Below are 18,736 nucleotides of genomic sequence, written 5' to 3' on the forward strand. Positions count from 1 at the left end.
GATAATTTGCTAAGCGACCACACATAATAAAAGGATAGGAAAGTATGTCAGACGATATTTTTGACGCCATTATTGTGGGTGGTGGACTTGCTGGTGGTACTGCTGCCTATGTATTAGCACAAGCAGGGTGTGATGTTTTAGTGGTAGAGCGAGGTAATTTCGCTGGCAGTAAAAATATGACAGGTGGGCGTTTGTACGCACATAGTCTTGAAAAAATCATTCCCAATTTTGCTCAAGAAGCCCCTGTTGAACGACTAGTGACGCGCGAAAAAATTTCCATGCTAACGGAAACCGATGGAGTCACTTTAGATTATCAACACACTCAGCAAGAAGAGGAAGCCGCGCGCTCTTATACTGTATTGCGTTCTTCATTTGATCAATGGTTAATGGAAAAAGCAGAAGACGCTGGCGCACAAGTGATCACGGGTGTTCGTGTCGATGAAGTGCTGGTAAAAGATGGAAAGGTGTGTGGTGTAAAAGCGGGTGATGATGAAATTGAAGCTCACGTCGTTATTCTCGCTGATGGTGTTAACTCGTTATTAGCAAAACAGTTAGGTATGACACAAAAAGTTAATCCTCACACTGTGGCGGTAGGGGTTAAAGAGTTATTGGAATTCACGCCACAACAAATGGAAGACCGATTTGGTTGTACTAATGATGAAGGTTTAGCTTGGCTTTTTGCTGGCGCGCCATCAGGCGGATATTTAGGCGGCGGATTCTTATATACCAATAAAAACACCGTTTCTTTAGGCCTTGTTTTAGGGCTACATAATGTCGATAAATTCGAAAAAACGGTTCCTCAATTATTAGAAGATTTTAAACAACATCCTGTTGTTGCACCACTTATCAAAGACGGCAAATTATTAGAATATTCAGCGCATATGGTGCCAGAAGGTGGCATGAATATGGTATCTGAATTAGTCAAAGATGGCGTATTAGTGGCGGGAGATGCTGCTGGATTTTGCCTTAACGTTGGCTATACCGTAAGAGGGATGGATCTAGCAATTGCCTCTGGTGAAGCAGCTGCAAAAGCAGTATTAATGGCGAAAGAACAAAACAGTTATAGCCAAAAAGAATTAAGTTGCTACCAATCTTTATTAAATGACAGTTTCGTCATGAAAGATATGAAGTTATACAAAGACTTACCTTCTTTCCTCGATAATACAAGATTCTTTACGGATTACCCGCAAATGGCTGCCAATGTCATGCATGATTTATTCGTGATTAATGGCCCAGAAAAACCTGTGCGTAAGAAAATACTGTCTCAAGTTAAGAAAGTCGGTGTGATGAACTTAATTAAAGATGGATTTAAGGGGGTACGTTCTTTATGAGTCAAGTAAACGTAGACGTTAAATTAGGCGTCAATAAATTTAATGTGGATGAAGAAAATCCACATATCGTTTTAAAGGATGATATCGATCCTGCACAATTTGAAATCTTAAGGAAAGCTTGCCCTGCAGGGTTATATAAAAAAGATGAAAAAGGACAATATCTTTTTGATTATGCAGGGTGTTTAGAGTGTGGTACTTGCCGTGTTTTATGTGGCGATACGATTTTAAAAAAATGGGAGTATCCGTGTGGCACATTAGGCATTGAGTTTCGTTACGGCTAATGAAATAAATTTTATCCCCCCTCTAGAATAACCTCCAAAATGTAAACTAGGGGGGAGATAATTAATCTATTTATCTTAATGAGTGTATTTTTCGATACTCGGAAGGTGTCATAAAAAATTCAGATTTAAATTTTCGACTTAAATTAGAAATATCGCTAAATCCACATTCATAAGCTAACTGTGTAATATTTTTCTCTGCCAAGAGAGGATTCACTAAAGCTGCTTTATAATTCTCAAGACGTTTTTGGTAGATCCAACGAAGTACAGACGTATTTTGTTCTTTAAATAACATCTGTAAATAGCGCACGGAGATCCCACAAGCATTTGCGCATTCATTAACACTCAAATCTGGATCAGAAAGATGTTGCTCAAGATAGTGCTGAGCAAAATAAAATAGCGTTGATCTTCCTAAGCTTTGCGGTGGTGTCGCTATACTGTATTCACTGAAAGCAGACGTAATTAAATTCAATAAAATATCGGCAAGTTGTTGTGCATGCTGTGGCGGCATTGAATCTAAGAACGGAATGTAGCGCATCACAAAGCTATAAACGAGAGAGCCGGTAATACTATTACCACGTATCGCTCTTGCAGTGAGATTTTGGGTATTACCTAAACGGGATGCCAGTTTCTCCCTTGGGATCAAAATTTTAAATAATGAGTAATCATTATCAAAAGACCATGATACGGGTCTTGCCATATCAAAAATACAAAAGTCGCCTTGCCGTAGAAATGCGGTTCTTCCATCTTGAGTTAGATGGCTGGTTCCTGAACGCTGGATCTCAATTTGAAAATGCTCTTCTAAGCTAAGTTTATGAGTTAATGGACGGCTACTCGCCCAGTGCCCGTTAGACTCTAGCTGAATAAAGCGCATATTGGTCACCTGCTGCTCGACAATATTGGCATAAAATCGAGAATGAGGAGGCAATTCGACTTCATTGCATTCATAAGACGATAAAAAGCGGTCTTTTATTGTATCCCTGAATACGGAAAACCGATCTACGTCAGGGAGTTCCCGAGTCGTAAACATGCTTTTCATAGTACGCCCACTTTTATTGAAAGTATTTTGTTGTGTTGCTACTTGTCGGGTATAAAAATGCCTTAAACCAGACAAAAATAGAATAATTTTTCGATAACTTTAATCTAAAAATTAGAATAGTACGTTTAAATAATTATTAATGAAGATATCTATTATCTTCCTTGTTAATAAATTGAAGACAATATATTTAAAAGTTTTTAATTTATTTAAACTAAAGTCATGTAAATTATAGAGTTAATTTATAGCATTTTTGATGCTATCATTTATATGCTATTAATCCTAAGTTAATTTCCTATCTTTAGAGAGAGATCTCATAAATAGATTAAGAGTGATTCTTATTAATATCTCGTTTATTTCATTCTTTTCAGAGTGTGAGTTAATATGGATTTTATGTACTGAATATAATGGGTTGTTAAATAATATTGTTATTTATTGTTAATCATAGGATTATTAATTATATAAATTGAAATTAAACTTTTATAAATTTAATTATTAATAGTGTTCATAATATATATTACAATAATTCTTACTTTGATATCATGATTTATTTATAACAAAAAATATTTTATCTTAATTATGTTTATGATATTTATTTGTTCAATAGTTATGAACGGGTGGGTATCGTGAACGTGAAATAGGTTTCTCGATTTATAAAACATTATTTATGTAGTATTTAGCCCACTAAAATCAGTGGGCTGAAAATGACTTTTTCTATCTTTAGCGTAGACTTTGCACACTTTCCACTAAGTTGGCTAACTGTGATACTACGCGGTCGCCAATATCAGCGTTATCACCACCCAATGCCTTATTACGCATAAAGTCTTTCTTGATTTGTGTCCAACGAGTAGCGTCTTTTTCGGTTAATTTTCCACGTAATTCAGCGAGTTTTAGTAAGTTCTCTTCAGCGCCCGTTGTTAGCAGTTGTGCTTCACCAAGATAGTGATCGTCTAGCAAGCGTTCAATTTCTTCATCATTCATTACCGCAGACACTTTCTCACTTAACTTATTCATATTGCGGTAACTACCTTGCAAACGGAATGACGGCTCTGTGCGATATTTATCGGATTGAGCGGCGCTGGCAATATATTGCTGATTCACTTTTAAGATAACATTTCGTAAGGTAATTAAGTGGTTAAGTACCATTACAATTTCATTAATTTCAGCATCTGAATATGGATAACTTAATGTGTTGGTCGAAACGGATTTCCCCATTGCTTTATCCACTAAAACATAGAGATCGTTAAGATCACGCAGAGCAAGTGGTGCTAATACCGCATTGGATGTTAGGCTGTTTTCGATATAACTCAGTGCAAAGGCTTCATCCATACCCCCTAATACTTCACCTAAGTTATAAATATCAGCACGGTTAGCCAGCATATCAGGAATACGGAAGACTTCGCCTGATTCGGTATAAGGGTTTCCTGCCATCACGACACAGAATTTTTTACCACGCATATCATAGGTTTTGGTTTTTCCTTTCCATACCCCTTCAATACGTCTTGTTCCATCACACAGCGAGATAAATTTCTGTAAGAATTCAGGGTGAGTATGCTGAATATCATCCACATACAGCATAACGTTATTACCCATTTCTAGCGCTAAGTTGAGCTTCTCAAGCTCTTGTCTCGCTGTTGCGTTGGGCGCTTGCTCTGGATCGAGTGATAGCACGTTATGTCCTAACGCAGGGCCATTGATCTTCATAAAAATCAGACCTAAACGTGCCGCAGCATATTCCATTAATGTGGTTTTACCGTAACCCGGAGGGGAGATCATTAATAATAATCCCATTAAATCGGTGCGCTTACCTTCCCCTAAAGCACCAATTTGTTTTGCCATATTGTCGCCAATAATTGGTAAATAAACATCATTAATCAGCTTGTTACGGACAAAAGAGCTTAACGGTTTGGCTTTAAATTCATGTAGTTTTAAGCGCTCACGTTCATCACTGACTATTTTCTGGCGCAAGGTAAGGTACTGTCGAAATGCAGGAATAAAGTTCTTTCTTTGCCCACGCATTCGACTGAAATAGTCATCTAAACTGAGCGATAACGCTTGGTTTTCAATCGTTGGGTGAGAGCCTAATAAGCCCGTTACTGTAAAGTATAAATCAGCTTCGCTATAACGCGCTGATGCGACTTTATCTAAAATAATGATGGCGATAGCACCCGGAATATAAGGCGTAAGATCGGTATAATCAGGTAGAGAGCATAACCCTTGTAGCCAATTTTGGATCAGTGCCCAACGCTGTGCGTATCGTGTACCTAAATTTTGTTGTGAACGATTAAAGTCCATCCACATATGGGCTTCTTCTAATCGACTTTGTAATGCAACCACTAACTCTTTAGCATATTTGCTATAAACCAATTCAATGGGTGTTCTCGCCAAAGCAAAGCTTAAATATTCAGAGGCTTGTATCGGAATATAGTGTTCGCACTCAATCGGATTATCATGAAGGAATAGGCGTATATCCGCTTCGATTTCAGCTTGCAGATCGGTTAACGCGTCATCTGTATGGAATAATTGCTGAATATTTAGTGCGGTTCTTGCACGTTCAGGCCACAGAGCAGGGTATTGCTCATTTTGTTTAGTTTCCCAAAATAGTGCGGCTACTGCGCGAGCAGTCGGGTTGTAGCGTAGAAGATCGGCACTTTCACCTATTGGGATCAGCTTTTTCAATATAGCGATCGCATCGTGATCGTGGATACCTTTTTCATAGCCTTCTTTATAACGTGGTGTTGCAAAATCGCGCACAAATTTTTCTAGCTTTTCTGGAATGGTGAGTGCTTCTTTTAGTGTTTCGTAATCAAGATCATCTTGACGTTTTGCCGCCGCATAAATAATGGAATAAGCGAGGTATTCTGCGCGATAAACGGTGTCAGATTCAGACTCAAGTGAGGCATTCCAATAAGGTTGTAATTGGGCTAGCTCTGCATTTTCAATCGGCTCTTGGTAATCTGTGCCTGTTAGGTATAACCAGAGTTTATCTTCTTTAGGTAAGATAGTGAGGTCAAGCTCTTGCGTATTAACACTAAAACGATGGCGAGGCCCTAATTTAATAACATTGCCACCATCTTCAAAAATATCGGTTTTATCTCGTAGGATACGAATAGCTTGATCACGAGAGGATTTTAGACGCGCATCAATATCATCAGCTTTGACGTTATCATTGATTTCTCTTAGCTTTTCAATGATTTCTCGTGTTTTTAATGATAGTGGATCGGATGCGAAAAATGCATTTAATTCATCTTGTGATTGCAAACGAGAAGTGCGACGTTGCAGATTTTCTAGCAAGCGATTTGCCGCAGTAAGCAGGCTTTGCGATCGACGTTGACGATCATCAAGCAGTACTTGTTTGTGCGATTCAAAGGTTTCAACTAACTCTTCACGTTTAGCGAGAATATCATCAAGAAATTCATCATGATGACTAAATTGGCTTTCAAGCTCCTCTAATTGAAGCAATAAGCGAGAAAGTTGATCGTCACAACGCTCAGGATCGGTTGCAAGAGATAATGCATTGGTGATCCCTTGGCTAAATAAGCGAAATTGTGCGCCAAATTGTGCCACGCTTTCGACACTACTTTGTGATTTGCGTTTTTGTTGTAGTCGAGCGCGGGATTGGTTTAGTTGAGCATAGATCTGTGAAATCGCATCAATAATATGGGTTTGTTGAGTGACATCTTGGAATGCTAAAGATGCCATTAAGTTAGAAAGCATATCCAAATCAGCAGACATTTTTTCCATGTCATTCATCGGAATATCTAACTGTGCACTGTTTTGTGCTTTTTCAATGAGATTTTCAAAGGTAACAAGCTGAGTTTTAAACGGTTGTAACGCTTTATCACTAGCAAGAAACAGCGCTGTGGCTTGAGAAACACGTTGCTGAGTTTCTGTAATTTCCGTTTCCATCGCGCTGAGCTTGGTTAAATCCATATAACGGAATTCACGCAAGGAAATAAGATGCCCGCGATGAGCATTCAGTAAATTTAAGCTATCAACAAATTGTTGTATATCATTCCAGCTATCAGGCAATGTTAAGGCGAGTAGTGATTTTTGGCGATTAACCGCTTCAAGCATGGATCTCGCAGATTGCTGACGAATACTTTCTACTTTTTCATATTCATCAAGTACTAATTCGCTGGTTTGAGCGATATCTTTGAGGAGTTTTCCAATACCTAAACAGTGCTCATCATTGAACCAATAATAGAGATCTAATAAATTTTTAGGTTGTGAACTAAGTTGCTCATATCGAGCAATAGAAATTTGATTACCTTCAATTTCTTTTGCGACATGCAATATTTCAGAAATCCCTCGTACTAAATCGGCATTACCAATTCTTCCATAGAAACCATTACGAGGCGGTTGCTTATCGGCAAATTCTTCAGAATAGAAAGGAGTTTGCCAAACTTGCATTGGATGAACGCGTGTTGCTTCTTCGCCTTCACCTTCAAACAGTACCATTTTCCCGTCTTCTAACATCGCATAGCCATGACCGACTAAAGGCACAGAAAGTTTGCGTTCAATCATATTGTAATTGAAAAGCGCAAGGCGACCTTGTGAAGGCGAGTAGAAAACATATAACACGTCTTCACCATTAGGTGAACGGCGTAGACGGCGGAAATACATACCTTCCATTGGTTGATCAAAGGTTTTGTATTCGCCATTTTGCAGGTAATAGCCACCAGGGAAAATAATGCCGTGATCTTCAGGTAATTGAACACAAGCTTGTCCAATTGCATCAATACGTTGGACGGTTTGCGCCAAAATGTTGTAGACCAAATAACGCCAATTTTCTTCGCGATACGGTAAGATTTTTAACAGAATTAAACTGCCTGTTTGAGCATATTCAATTTGTGCATCATCGAGAGATTGGTTTTTATCTAATACAGCTTCACGATAAATACCTAAACCATCTTCAGTATTATTTTCACATTTAACGGTTAGATCGCCACCAGTTGTTTCGACAAAAACGGTATCAAGAATATTGATATGAGGAAAACGGCCGTTGACCGTATCTTCACGTTGGGTTTTTGTCCATTCAAAATCATAAGCAGGAGGAAGAGCAATATCGCGTTCACCACGATTATCAATATATTCAATACGTTGCTTATCACTTGAAATTGACCAACGAAAAACACGCACATCAGTAATACGAGCACCAATCTGGAAACTGGCGAGTAACTTTCCGTCACGCTCAACTAACTGTAATAGTTGCGTATTTTTATAGTAAGTATAGAGCTCAGTAAAATCTTGAATAAAGCGATTGTCGTTTAAGAATGTATTTTCATAAGGTACGGCTTCAACATCAAACTCACCCTCATTTTCAATTAAACGATAAAGTGAAAAAACATCTTCAAGATGAATTTCACGTTTTAATCCAAGGAAAACGTTATAGCCAAATAGTAACCACTCACCTACACGAACAATATCTCTGGCTTGGCAGTTATTTTCAGTACGAATACGAATACGGCCAATAATATCCATTTGGCTTTGACCAAATTCATCTAAGCGATGCTGATTGAGCTCAGTGGCTTTTTGATGAAGTTGTTGACCTTGCTCAGTGAGGCGTTTGCGTAAAATTTCATACGCACCACCTTGTGCAACGGCGCTATCGAGTATTTCCTGCTCGCGATTCGTATCCAGAATTTCAGACATGGTATAACGGATTTCCTTGGCTTAAACGATAAAAACAAAAGAAAAGACACAGAGATAAACGCTATGTCTTTTCACCTCCTTTAAATAAAATTATTCTTCTTTAGAGGAGTCTGATTTAGTTGTCACATCTTTAACTAGCTGACTGGCGCCTTTTGTTGCCATAAATCCATTAATTAAATCTTGAACTTCAGGATTTTTTAATAAAGAAGCGATATCGAGTTTTTTATCTTGTTGAGTACGGTTAATCAGCTTTTCAACGTTCTCTTTGGCAAAACTGCTTTTATCCATAAAGCCATCAACAGCTTTACCTAAGCTTAATGCTTTAGAGAAGGTATTAAAGAAGTTGCCATCACCACCCACAATTTCAATATTGGTTTTGCTTAAAGCGGCTGCCAATACATCAGCTTGTTCGCGTGCAATTTCTTTATTGGCTTCAATAGACGCCATTGCTTGTTCAAATTGTTTTTCAAGACGCATACGGAACTCTTCGTGTGAACGTGCCGTATCGCTGAGGTGATCCATCGATTTAAATTTATCCGTTAAACCATCGGCTTCTGCTTTCAAGCGTTGGCGAATAACTTCGGCTTGTGCTGAACCTAATTGACCTTCACCACGTGCTTGAGCAGCGAGTTTTTCTTCAAGAATTTTCGCATCAGCAAGACCTAATTTCTCTTTTGCATTGGCTTGTTGTTCTTCACCACGTGCTTGAGCCGCTAATTTTTCTTCCAAGATTTTCGCTTCTGCAAGGCCTTGCTGTTGTTGGGCCTGTGCTTTAGCTTCCATCACTTGTGCTTCAGTTAAGCCTTTTTCTTTCATGCCTCGTGCTTCCGCTAATAGTTTTTCAGCGGTAACAGTAGCAAGCACTAAGCCTTCTTTCTCTTCAGCTTCTGCTGTTGCTTGACGTACACGAGCTTCAGCAAGACCTAATGCTGCATGCTCTGCTTCAATACCTTCAGCTAAACGTTTTTTCGCTTCGGCTTGTTTTACTGAGGCTTCTAATTCCGCTTTCGCCATAGTGCTGATTTCTTCAGCTTTATGTTTAGCACTAGATTCATCGGCTTCAGCTCTTTTCACTTGGCGAACTAAAGATTCTTCCGCTTCCGCTTGTGCATTAATCACAGTGACTTGGCGCATACGTTCAGCTTCTGAAACTTCACGTACTTCTTTAATGCGTTCTTCTTCTTGAGCTACGGTTTTTTCTACGGCAACACGTTCACGGATAACATTTGAGATGTTTTTACGTTCTTCTTCTAACGCTTTTTCTTTCTCAATACGTTGCAACTCAACTTCACGTTCACGAGCCACAATTTCTAACTCACGTGCACGATTTACACGCTCTTGTTCAATAGTGACGGCGCGGGTACGATTTTGTTGTGCTACTTCCACTTCGCGCATACGGTTTTCTTCACGGATCTCAATTTCTTGTTGAGTCTGAATACGAGCCTGTTCTGCTTTAAGACGCTCTTCTTCTTGAACGCGCAGTGTTTCTGACGTTTCACGAGCGCGAATATTATCGATTTCTCGTTTTTGACGTGCTTCTGCATCGGCTTGTTGGCGCTCTAAAGCCAGGCTGGCTTCGCGAGTTTCAACATTTTTCTTTTGAATAGCGAGCTCTTGATCGCGCTCTTTTTGGTTGGTTTCAATATTATGAATGGCGGTAATTTCCGTGATTTTACGGATACCTTCAGAGTCAAAAATATTATTAGGATCAAGCGCTGATTTCGGGGTTTGTTCTAAATAGTCGATAGCAACGTCTTCTAATGCATAGCCGTTTAGATCTTTACCGATGACATCAACAATGCGATCACGGAAATTTTGTCTATCTTCAAAAAGCTTAGACAGTTCAAGTTGTTTACCTACGGTTTTTAATGCTTCAGAAAATTTTGCACTAAAAAGCGTACTGACTGCTTGATGATCGGAGGCTCTATCAACACCAATGGCTTTCGCGACTTTTAGTACGTCTTCAGTGGTTTCATTAACACGTAGATAGAAAGCAACCGTGATATCTGCACGTAAGTTATCCTGACAAATCAGGCCATCTTTACCACGACGGTCTACTTCTAATGTTAAAAGAGAAATACGCATAAACTCTTTTTTGTAGATAACCGGATAAACCAATGCACCCGTAAAATGGACTTTAGGTTGTGAGGTCATATCGTTGACAATTAAGGCTGTACCTTGAGGCACCTTAATATAGAAAGCCTTAAATAATCCAAATAGCCCTAAAATAATTAGGATTGTGAAACCAACGACAGTTAAGAAAGGCATAACGAAAGCCAAATCCATACTTTTTTCTCCATAGGTTCAGACGATACCGTCATTTTTTAATAGTGTTTGTCTGTTAACTAAATTGTCTTTCATCAATGTGGATATTAGCGATGAAATTCATCTTCCGTTACGACTTGATAACTGTGAGTGGGCGCGTCATAACTAATAATAACTACGCTATCCCCTCGTTTAATATTTTCTGTTTCAGGCGCTCTAATTTGTAAAATTAAACCCGCGCCCCCATCTTCTAAAACAGCTTCACCTTTGTTTTCTGTTACATTGATTGACCGTACTAACGCTAATTTACCTACCAATTGGTGTACTGATTTAGGCTTATTACGTGACATCAGTTTTTTACGGATCGGTTTTAAACATACCGCCGTAAGATTAAGTGCAATAAAAGAGGTAATGATAAAGGTAACAAAGCCTGTTAAATAACGAATAAAATTCGTTTCAATAGCACTAATAATCCAATAATTAGTAAAGTAACTGATAAACCAGCCAAAAAGGGTGAAGAAAGTTAAAATAATGGTGACAGGAATACCGGCTAATCCTAATTTAGTTAACCAACCAGCAAGCCCTGTTGCATCAACATTGATATCCAATTCACTATCAATATTAAATAAATCAATATCTAATAATCCAAAAGCAGCGCAGAGCCAATAAAAAGAGATAATAATAAGTAATGCACTAAAAATAATGCTGGGAAACGCTAGGCTATTTTGGAAAAACAAATTCATAAAGGTTCTCTTAATTTAAGAAAATGGCAATGTTATTGTCATATTAATATCTCTTATCATACTTCAAAACGTTGAAAAAGCATGTAGTTATAATCACATTCTCTATTTATTTTTCGATTTTATCTTTTATAGAATTTAATATAACTTATTGAGATAATTATAAATAATATTCGGTATTATTGCGTATAGAATCAGATCATTCTCTAAAAAATAATAAAAACATTTTCATCTATTAAATATCATTTCTTTTTAAGTGAATAAGTATTTTGTTATAAAAAATAGAAATTTATTAAATAAAAACTCTATAACATTAAAAAAACGATACTGATTGTATTGTGTATCCCATGTAACACTATTGGTGCGATTAATGAACGAGTTCCTATCCTGATTTGGCAAAACACAACACCCACAATAAAAATAAGGATAAATGTAGTGATTGACTCATATTGAGTGTGCATCACTGCAAATAGAAGTGATGAGATAATAATGGCTACCCATTTGCCAATATTGCCATACCACATACCTGCATTTAGTAGAAAACCTCTAAAAATGATTTCTTCAGTAATTGGAGCAATAAAGATAACTGAGAGTGCAAATAAGAAGAAGGCAAAACCTGTAATAGATTCGATTTCTGTAACCCATGAATCATCTTCAGAGCCTAAAAATAGACTAATAAAATATAATCCCACTAAGGCTAAAAAGGGGGCTTTTAGTGTACTCCATTGAAGGCGACCTAACGGCATTAAATTAATATGCTTTTGATAGGCAAACCAAATAATTAGACAGTAGGGGAGATAAATAAAAAAACTGATTAATGAGATGATATAAGGCGATTGAAACAGTGCTGCAGGCGCTGGCGTCAGTAATAGACTAAAAGAGGAGAAAAAATAACCTATAAAGGCAAGTACGCAGATAAAGGAGTGATAAATTCGGTCTTTGGGAAATTCCATTTTTGTTGATCCTTGGGTGATAAATCATACCGTTTAGAGCGATATTATAGAAAACAGAGTTTAGATATTAATTATATCTAATGAAAACGAGATTACTCTACTTTAATAATTAAGATGAAAATCAATAATTATAAAATAGTTTGTATATTCTATTTTTCATTTTCAAAAAATGATAACGTTCTTCACTAAGAGATTTATTGTATTTCTAAAAATTATAGGTAAATATTCAATCGATTATTGACTTAATAAGAATTATCTTTTTTTGTAAACAAAAACTTATCACCTTAAAAAGTGATAAGAGATAGAAAATTAATGATCCTGACAGTCAGCTTCATTTATACAGTCACTAAATAAATCATTCCAATCTTTAGGCGGGTGACCTTTCTTTAGTTTTTTCTCAAAGACTCGGTAAGCATCAGTTTTATTGCCATAAGTTCGCAAAGTATCATTATCATTTATCCATGCCAGAATGATGATCTTTTCCTTAAAACTGAATCTAAAAAATAAACGATATCTTCCATTTACTAATTTAATTCGTGACCAATTTTTATTTTCTTCTCCTAAAGTATTACCCAACCTAAACTCTGGTGCCCGTGGATCATTTGTGATGTTTACTATAGATTTCAATACATGAGCAAAAATTTTTGTATCTGCTTTTTTCTGATAATCTTCGGGATATTTTTTTTTCAGTGTTTCAACTTTTTGTAGTAATTCATCATATTGTTGTTTAAAGCAAGGATGTGCATAGATTGTCCATCCATTCAAATCTGTAGGGAAATCCATATTATTTTATTCGTTATCGGTGATGTCATCGTCAAGGTTGATATCCATACCTTCAACTAATTCAAAACCGCGAGATATATCGAGAGGTTGAATGGTTTGAGGATGATTAGTTATATCTTGAGCGAGAAAATTAAGAAACGATGCCATAACAGGATCTTTTGATCCATCGCTGTGACGTGAGATAAGTACATCACCAGTGCTCAGTAATTTGTAGTGAATACGATCTCCACCACTAAGATGTAGAGCTTCTCTAATTGACGCGGGAATTGTGGTTTGATGACGTTCTGTTATTTTTGAATCAGCTTCAAGAGCGATGTTGTCAGTGCAAACGTGGGTTGGCATGATTTGCTCCTTTTACTTACGGTGTATGTTTTATGAACTGATTATAGATAATAGAAGAAAACAATGCAAATGCATTGCAATTTAATTGCATTGTTTTTTTGCTCTAAAATTAATTGAAAATCTATGAATACGGCTATGTCTTTAATGTATGAATTGATGTGAGGTTACGTCAGTGTTGTTAAATATATAAGAAAAGAAAATAGCTAGGATCTTGAGAGAATGATTTTCAAACCGCTAAAAAGCAAAAAACCAGCCCTAAGGCTGGTTTTTCTAAAGATGGTGCCCGAACTCGGAATCGAACCAAGGACACGGGGATTTTCAATCCCCTGCTCTACCGACTGAGCTATTCGGGCTAACGAGGCGCATTAAACCGTATTCAGCGTGATGCGTCAACGTCTTTTTAATAAAAAATGCAAAAATAAGTTTGTTTGCTTTCTTTTTATTCTATTCGAGTTTAATTTTTCATCATAAGCTATTTTTTAGTAAAAAATGCTTAAATAACAATCAGTAAAGATATTCACTTTTTTGCATATCAAAGAGAAAATTTTCTCTTTTTTTGATGATTTAATTTATTTTTCACTACTCAACAGAGAGAAATTGAGTACAAGCGAAAAAATAACTCATTTCTTTCGTTTTCCAACACTGAAAACTAACTTAGTGCACCATTTTTACGGCATTGAGCAATCTTGAGAATATCTTCTGCCAATAATTTTGCTGTAATAATATCATCAGCGTGATGATTCACCATTAAACGGCTTAAACAGCCTTCTAAGATGAGTTCCATCTGTTTGGCAACTAATTCACTATCTTCGATATCAAGCTCGCGTAGTAGCGTTCTAGAGTAATCAAATGAGCTTTGCTTTTGACGTTGGCTTAATTGGTGAATTTGAGAGTGCTCATCAGGATATGCGCTACAAGCCGCTACGAATAGACAACCGGGAAAACGATTTTTCTCTAAACGTATCGCCAGTTGATCATAACGAGCCAGTAATTTTTGTTCGATAGTCAGTTCTTCATCTAGCATGACTTGGCGTTGCCAAATATCAATTTGCTGTCCATGGTGGCGAAGACAATCAAAAATCAAGGCGTCTCTATCTGGCCAGAAAGGGTGAAGATCAGATTCATTGATACCAGAATCTCGAATAAGCTCAGGTAAGGTTGCAGCTAAGCCGTATTGCTCTAACTGGATAAGTACGTGGTCTAATAACGCTTCACGTTGCACGGAAATCTCCTTAAATCACGTTGTCGCGAGAACATCATAATTAGCAGACTTTAGCTAAAAATGAAAGCAAGGAACGACAGGCTAAAATGAAAATACCCCATCTTGCGACAGGGTATTTTCTTGTTTTTTTATTTCTTGTAAGCGCTAGGCGCTTTTTTGCAATGTTTTAATTTTTTACTTCAAACTACAGGATCATACCGCCGAAGAGGAAACCAAATCCGACAGCTAATACCACACCAATAGTACCTGGGATAAAGAATGGGTGGTTGAAGACTAATTTACCGATACGAGTTGTACCTGTGTCATCCATTTGAACTGCCGCAACCAGTGTTGGGTAAGTTGGCAGAATGAATAGACCAGAAACCGCAGAGAAAGATGCAATTGCAGTTAATGGAGATACACCTAATGCTAAAGCCATTGGCATTAACGCTTTCGCTGTTGCTGCTTGAGAATATAACAGAGCAGAACAGAAGAAGAAGATAACCGCTAATAACCAAGGATGGCCAGTGATTAAGTCACCCGCAGTCAGTTTGATCCAATCGATGTTGCTTGAAACGAAAGTATCACCTAACCATGCAACACCCAGAATACAAATACATGCACTCATACCTGCTTTAAAGGTACTTGAGTTGAGGATGGTGTCAGTTTTAACTTTACAGAAAACAGTGATAAGAGTTGCAACACTCAGCATGATGATAAGAATAGCGTTAGTGGTGTTCATTAACGGTTCTTTCACGATACCTAAGCTTGGGCTATTGATGATTGCATAAGTAACAACACAGATAACACCCAATAAGAACAGCATTACAGATGATTTAGCACCCGGTAATGTTTCTCTACGCGCTTGGCTACCACGTAATTCAACCAGACCTTGTTCTAAACGCTCACGATAGACAGCATCATCAGACAGTTTTGAGTTAAATACCCAAGACACGATGAATGACATCAGGATGATTGCAAGGAAAGTCGCTGGTAATAAGATAGACAGCAGAGTGATGTAGCTTACTGTATTACCTTCACCAACCATTGCTGGGTTTTCCATGACAGATGCCATGTAAACAACAGCAGCAGAGATTGGAGATGCAGTAATACCGATTTGAGCTGCAACAACACCAGTTGATAAAGGACGGCAAGGTTTGATGCCTTGTTCTTTTGCAACTTCAGCGATAACTGGCAGTGTTGCTAAAGAGATGTTCCCTGTACCTGCAAATAGAGTTAAGAAATAAGTCACAATTGGCGCAAGAATTGTGATGTATTTTGGATTACGTCTTAACAGTTTTTCAGTTTGGCCAACAAGGTAATCCAAACCACCAGCAACCTGCATTGCAGAGATTGCGGCAATAACAGCCATAATGATGGAGATAACATCAAAAGGGATTGAACCAGGTTTAACACCGATAGCAGCTAAAACTAAAACCCCTAAACCACCGGCAAACCCGATACCAATTCCCCCAAGTCTCGCACCGAGGAAAATGGCCAGCAGAACGATAATCAATTCTACGGCTAACATAGCGTTTACTCCTTGAGATAATTAAAAAAATGAGAAAGATAAGTTAAATTTTTGTTTTTACAATCAAGTAAAAAGGCACGTCTCTTAAAGAGTCCGTGCCTTGTGTTTTTAAGAGCTCATTCTTATGTTTAACAGTGTCATGTTATAAAACACAATTATTAATCATCGAAGCGTTTTGCTTTGTAAGCCGGGTTTTTTAAGTTCTCAACAGAGAAGATATCATCCAGTTGTTCTTCGGTTAATAAACCGCGTTCTAGAACAACTTCACGTACACTCTTACCTGTTTCAGCACAAATCTTACCAACGATGTCGCCGTTATGGTGACCGATGAATGGGTTCAGATAAGTAACGATACCGATTGAGTTGAATACGAAGTGTTCACAGATTTCTTTATTCGCAGTGATACCATCAACACATTTTTCTACTAAGTTACGGCAAGCGTTGCTTAATAGAGAGATTGATTCGAACATTGCTTGACCGATTGCTGGTTCCATTACGTTTAATTGTAATTGACCTGCTTCAGCAGCCATAGTCACACAAGTGTCATTACCGATAACTTTAAAGCAAGCTTGGTTAACAACTTCTGGAATTACTGGGTTTACTTTAGCTGGCATGATTGAAGAGCCTGCTTGTAGTTCTGGAAGATTGATTTCTTTCAGACCTGCACGAGGACCAGAGGACAGTAAACGTAAGTCATTACAGATTTTAGACATTTTCACAGCTAAGCGTTTTAATGCGCCGTGAACCATCACATAAGCACCACAGTCAGAAGTTGCTTCAATTAAGTCTTCTGCTGGAACACATGCTAAACCAGTAACTTCTGCTAATTTTTTAACAGACAGTTCTTGGTAACCAGGCGCTGTATTCAGACCAGTACCGATAGCTGTTGCACCTAAGTTCATTTCTAACAATAACTCAGCAGTGCGTTTCAGGTTTTTGATTTCTTCTTTCATCAGTACGGAGAAAGCGTGGAATTCTTGACCTAAAGTCATTGGTACAGCATCTTGTAATTGAGTACGACCCATTTTCAGGATGTCTTTGAACTCAACCGCTTTTCTATCAAAACCTGCTTTCAGCAGTTCGATAGATTCAGTTAATTTGATAACAGAGTTATAAACCGCTACACGGAAGCCACAAGGATAAGCGTCGTTTGTTGATTGGCTCTTATTGACGTGGTCATTCGGGTTCAGGTATTGGTATTCACCTTTTTGGTGGCCCATTAATTCCAGACCGATGTTTGCGATAACTTCATTGGTATTCATATTTAATGAAGTACCGGCACCGCCTTGGAATACATCAACTGGGAATTGATCCATGTGTTTACCTGTTTCTAATACTACGTCACAGGCTTTGATAATCGTATCAGCGATTTCGCGAGGAATAGTGTGAAGTTCTTTGTTTGCTAATGCAGCAGCTTTTTTCACCATTACCATACCGCGGATGAATTCTGGAACATCATTGATGGTACGATCACTGATGTAGAAGTTTTCAATAGCACGTAAAGTGTGGACGCCGTAATAAGCATCAGCAGGAACTTCTCTTTTACCTAACAGGTCTTCTTCGATACGAGTTTTATTTGACATGAGAACCTTCTTATTAAAATTTTAACTGTCTAGTTATGCGCTTGTTAATAAAATATATCGTTAACGGTTAATAATGTAATATAACTTACCGTTTTGCTTGGTACTGACACGATCATATTCGGGTTGTGAACAAATACCTTTAAGCTGGATCACTTTATAAGTAAATAACGTTTAAATATTTTCTTTTTGTGATCTATCTCATGGATTTTACAGTTCTACTTCTCTTTTTAACGCCCCTTGAAAAGGAGTGTTAGGCTCCCCATTATTATGTAGATAAACTAAGAAAAAGCGAGTTTGTAAACCATCACCTTAGATGTAGTTCACACTCCTTTCTATTAATAATATGAATCTTTTTTATAAAAAGGAGAACCAAGTGCGTTGGCTCCCATTAATTATTATCTGCCTTCTTATCTATATAGAAGCTGTTATTTTCGTCAATGTGGCATCTTCTATTGGCGTTCTTACAACACTATTCCTTGTGGTGCTGACTTCTTGTGTTGGTGTCTCACTGGTAAAAAATCAGGGCGTAAAAAATATTGCTTCAATGCAACAAAAACTTGCAGTAGGTGAAGTCCCCGCAGCAGAAATGGTGAAAAGCGTTTCGTTAATATTGGCGGGTATTTTATTGTTGATCCCCGGCTTCTTTACGGATTTCTTGGGCTTGCTGTTGTTATTACCACCATTGCAAGCGCTATTAGTGACGAAATTGATCTCTCGAATTCAAATTTATTCAGCAGGTCATGGTCAAAGTGGATTTTCTTCTAATCAGAATGGAACAACATTCGAAGGCGAGTTTCAGCGTAAAGAGGATTCACCGAGTAACCAGCTGAATAATAAGGCTGAAGATCAGGATAACGACCATTTTTCTGACAAAAAATAATTAGCCCAAAGCATAATCAACTGAAATGGGGAAAATTTGAAAAAAAATCACACTTCTCCCCTTGAAGTTTTACCGGATGCCCCCACCTGTATCGTCATGGTACTGGTTCATCTTGGGCACTGGTATCAACCTTAATCCTGATATGGACTTTTTTATAG

13 protein-coding genes and 1 tRNA gene are annotated in these 18,736 nt (G+C 37.7%); 3 read left to right on the top strand and 11 right to left on the bottom strand.

Annotated features, from left to right (window positions below):
- The first annotated feature begins 44 nt into the window (after positions 1-44).
- Positions 45-1,331, top strand: a complete 1,287-nt coding sequence (locus ABN236_RS07360; protein ID WP_088494524.1) for an FAD-dependent oxidoreductase — start codon at positions 45-47, stop codon at positions 1,329-1,331.
- Entirely contained in the window at positions 1,328-1,612 is a 285-nt protein-coding gene (locus tag ABN236_RS07365) for a ferredoxin family protein (RefSeq protein WP_349473686.1), read from the top strand. Before ABN236_RS07360 ends, ABN236_RS07365 begins: the two co-directional genes overlap by 4 nt.
- A 70-nt stretch (positions 1,613-1,682) precedes the next feature.
- Here the strand turns inward: ABN236_RS07365 and ABN236_RS07370 are convergent, their stop codons facing one another.
- From ABN236_RS07370 to aspA, 11 genes are all read right to left on the bottom strand, one after another.
- Entirely contained in the window at positions 1,683-2,648 is a 966-nt protein-coding gene (locus ABN236_RS07370; RefSeq protein WP_088494525.1) for a helix-turn-helix domain-containing protein, read from the bottom strand.
- 717 nt (positions 2,649-3,365) lie between these two features.
- Positions 3,366-8,300: a DNA repair ATPase gene (locus ABN236_RS07375; RefSeq protein WP_349473687.1), complete on the bottom strand. Its 4,935-nt coding sequence runs from the start codon at positions 8,298-8,300 to the stop codon at positions 3,366-3,368.
- Positions 8,301-8,390: 90 nt separating this feature from the next.
- Positions 8,391-10,586: a hypothetical protein gene (locus ABN236_RS07380; RefSeq protein WP_349473688.1), complete on the bottom strand. Its 2,196-nt coding sequence runs from the start codon at positions 10,584-10,586 to the stop codon at positions 8,391-8,393.
- An 86-nt stretch (positions 10,587-10,672) separates the two neighbouring features.
- Entirely contained in the window at positions 10,673-11,308 is a 636-nt protein-coding gene (locus ABN236_RS07385; protein ID WP_349473689.1) for a ubiquinone biosynthesis protein UbiH, read from the bottom strand.
- Between the two features lie 302 nt (positions 11,309-11,610).
- Entirely contained in the window at positions 11,611-12,258 is a 648-nt protein-coding gene (locus tag ABN236_RS07390; protein WP_349473690.1) for a CPBP family intramembrane glutamic endopeptidase, read from the bottom strand.
- 309 nt (positions 12,259-12,567) lie between these two features.
- Complete coding sequence (locus ABN236_RS07395; protein WP_349473691.1) at positions 12,568-13,041, bottom strand: type II toxin-antitoxin system YhaV family toxin; 474 nt, start codon at positions 13,039-13,041, stop codon at positions 12,568-12,570.
- Between the two features lie 6 nt (positions 13,042-13,047).
- The gene (locus tag ABN236_RS07400) at positions 13,048-13,383 is read right to left on the bottom strand and encodes a type II toxin-antitoxin system PrlF family antitoxin (RefSeq protein WP_349473692.1); all 336 of its coding nucleotides are present in this window, start codon (positions 13,381-13,383) and stop codon (positions 13,048-13,050) included.
- A 277-nt stretch (positions 13,384-13,660) separates the two neighbouring features.
- Positions 13,661-13,736, bottom strand: a tRNA-Phe gene (locus tag ABN236_RS07405).
- A 296-nt stretch (positions 13,737-14,032) separates the two neighbouring features.
- Positions 14,033-14,605, bottom strand: a complete 573-nt coding sequence (gene dicD, locus ABN236_RS07410; protein ID WP_349473693.1) for a division control transcriptional repressor DicD — start codon at positions 14,603-14,605, stop codon at positions 14,033-14,035.
- 184 nt (positions 14,606-14,789) lie between these two features.
- Positions 14,790-16,115 (bottom strand): anaerobic C4-dicarboxylate transporter, encoded by a 1,326-nt coding sequence (locus tag ABN236_RS07415; RefSeq protein WP_088494533.1) that lies wholly within the window; start codon positions 16,113-16,115, stop codon positions 14,790-14,792.
- A gap of 158 nt (positions 16,116-16,273) precedes the next feature.
- Positions 16,274-17,698, bottom strand: coding sequence for an aspartate ammonia-lyase (gene aspA, locus ABN236_RS07420; RefSeq protein ID WP_088494534.1), 1,425 nt, complete (start codon positions 17,696-17,698; stop codon positions 16,274-16,276).
- 373 nt (positions 17,699-18,071) lie between these two features.
- On the opposite strand from aspA, the gene ABN236_RS07425 reads away from it, so the two are divergent.
- The gene (locus ABN236_RS07425; protein ID WP_088494535.1) at positions 18,072-18,578 is read left to right on the top strand and encodes an FxsA family protein; all 507 of its coding nucleotides are present in this window, start codon (positions 18,072-18,074) and stop codon (positions 18,576-18,578) included.
- The last annotated feature ends 158 nt before the right edge of the window (positions 18,579-18,736 follow it).

This window comes from Proteus sp. fly-1013, from assembly GCF_040140245.1.
GTDB classification, from domain to species: domain Bacteria; phylum Pseudomonadota; class Gammaproteobacteria; order Enterobacterales; family Enterobacteriaceae; genus Proteus; species Proteus mirabilis_B.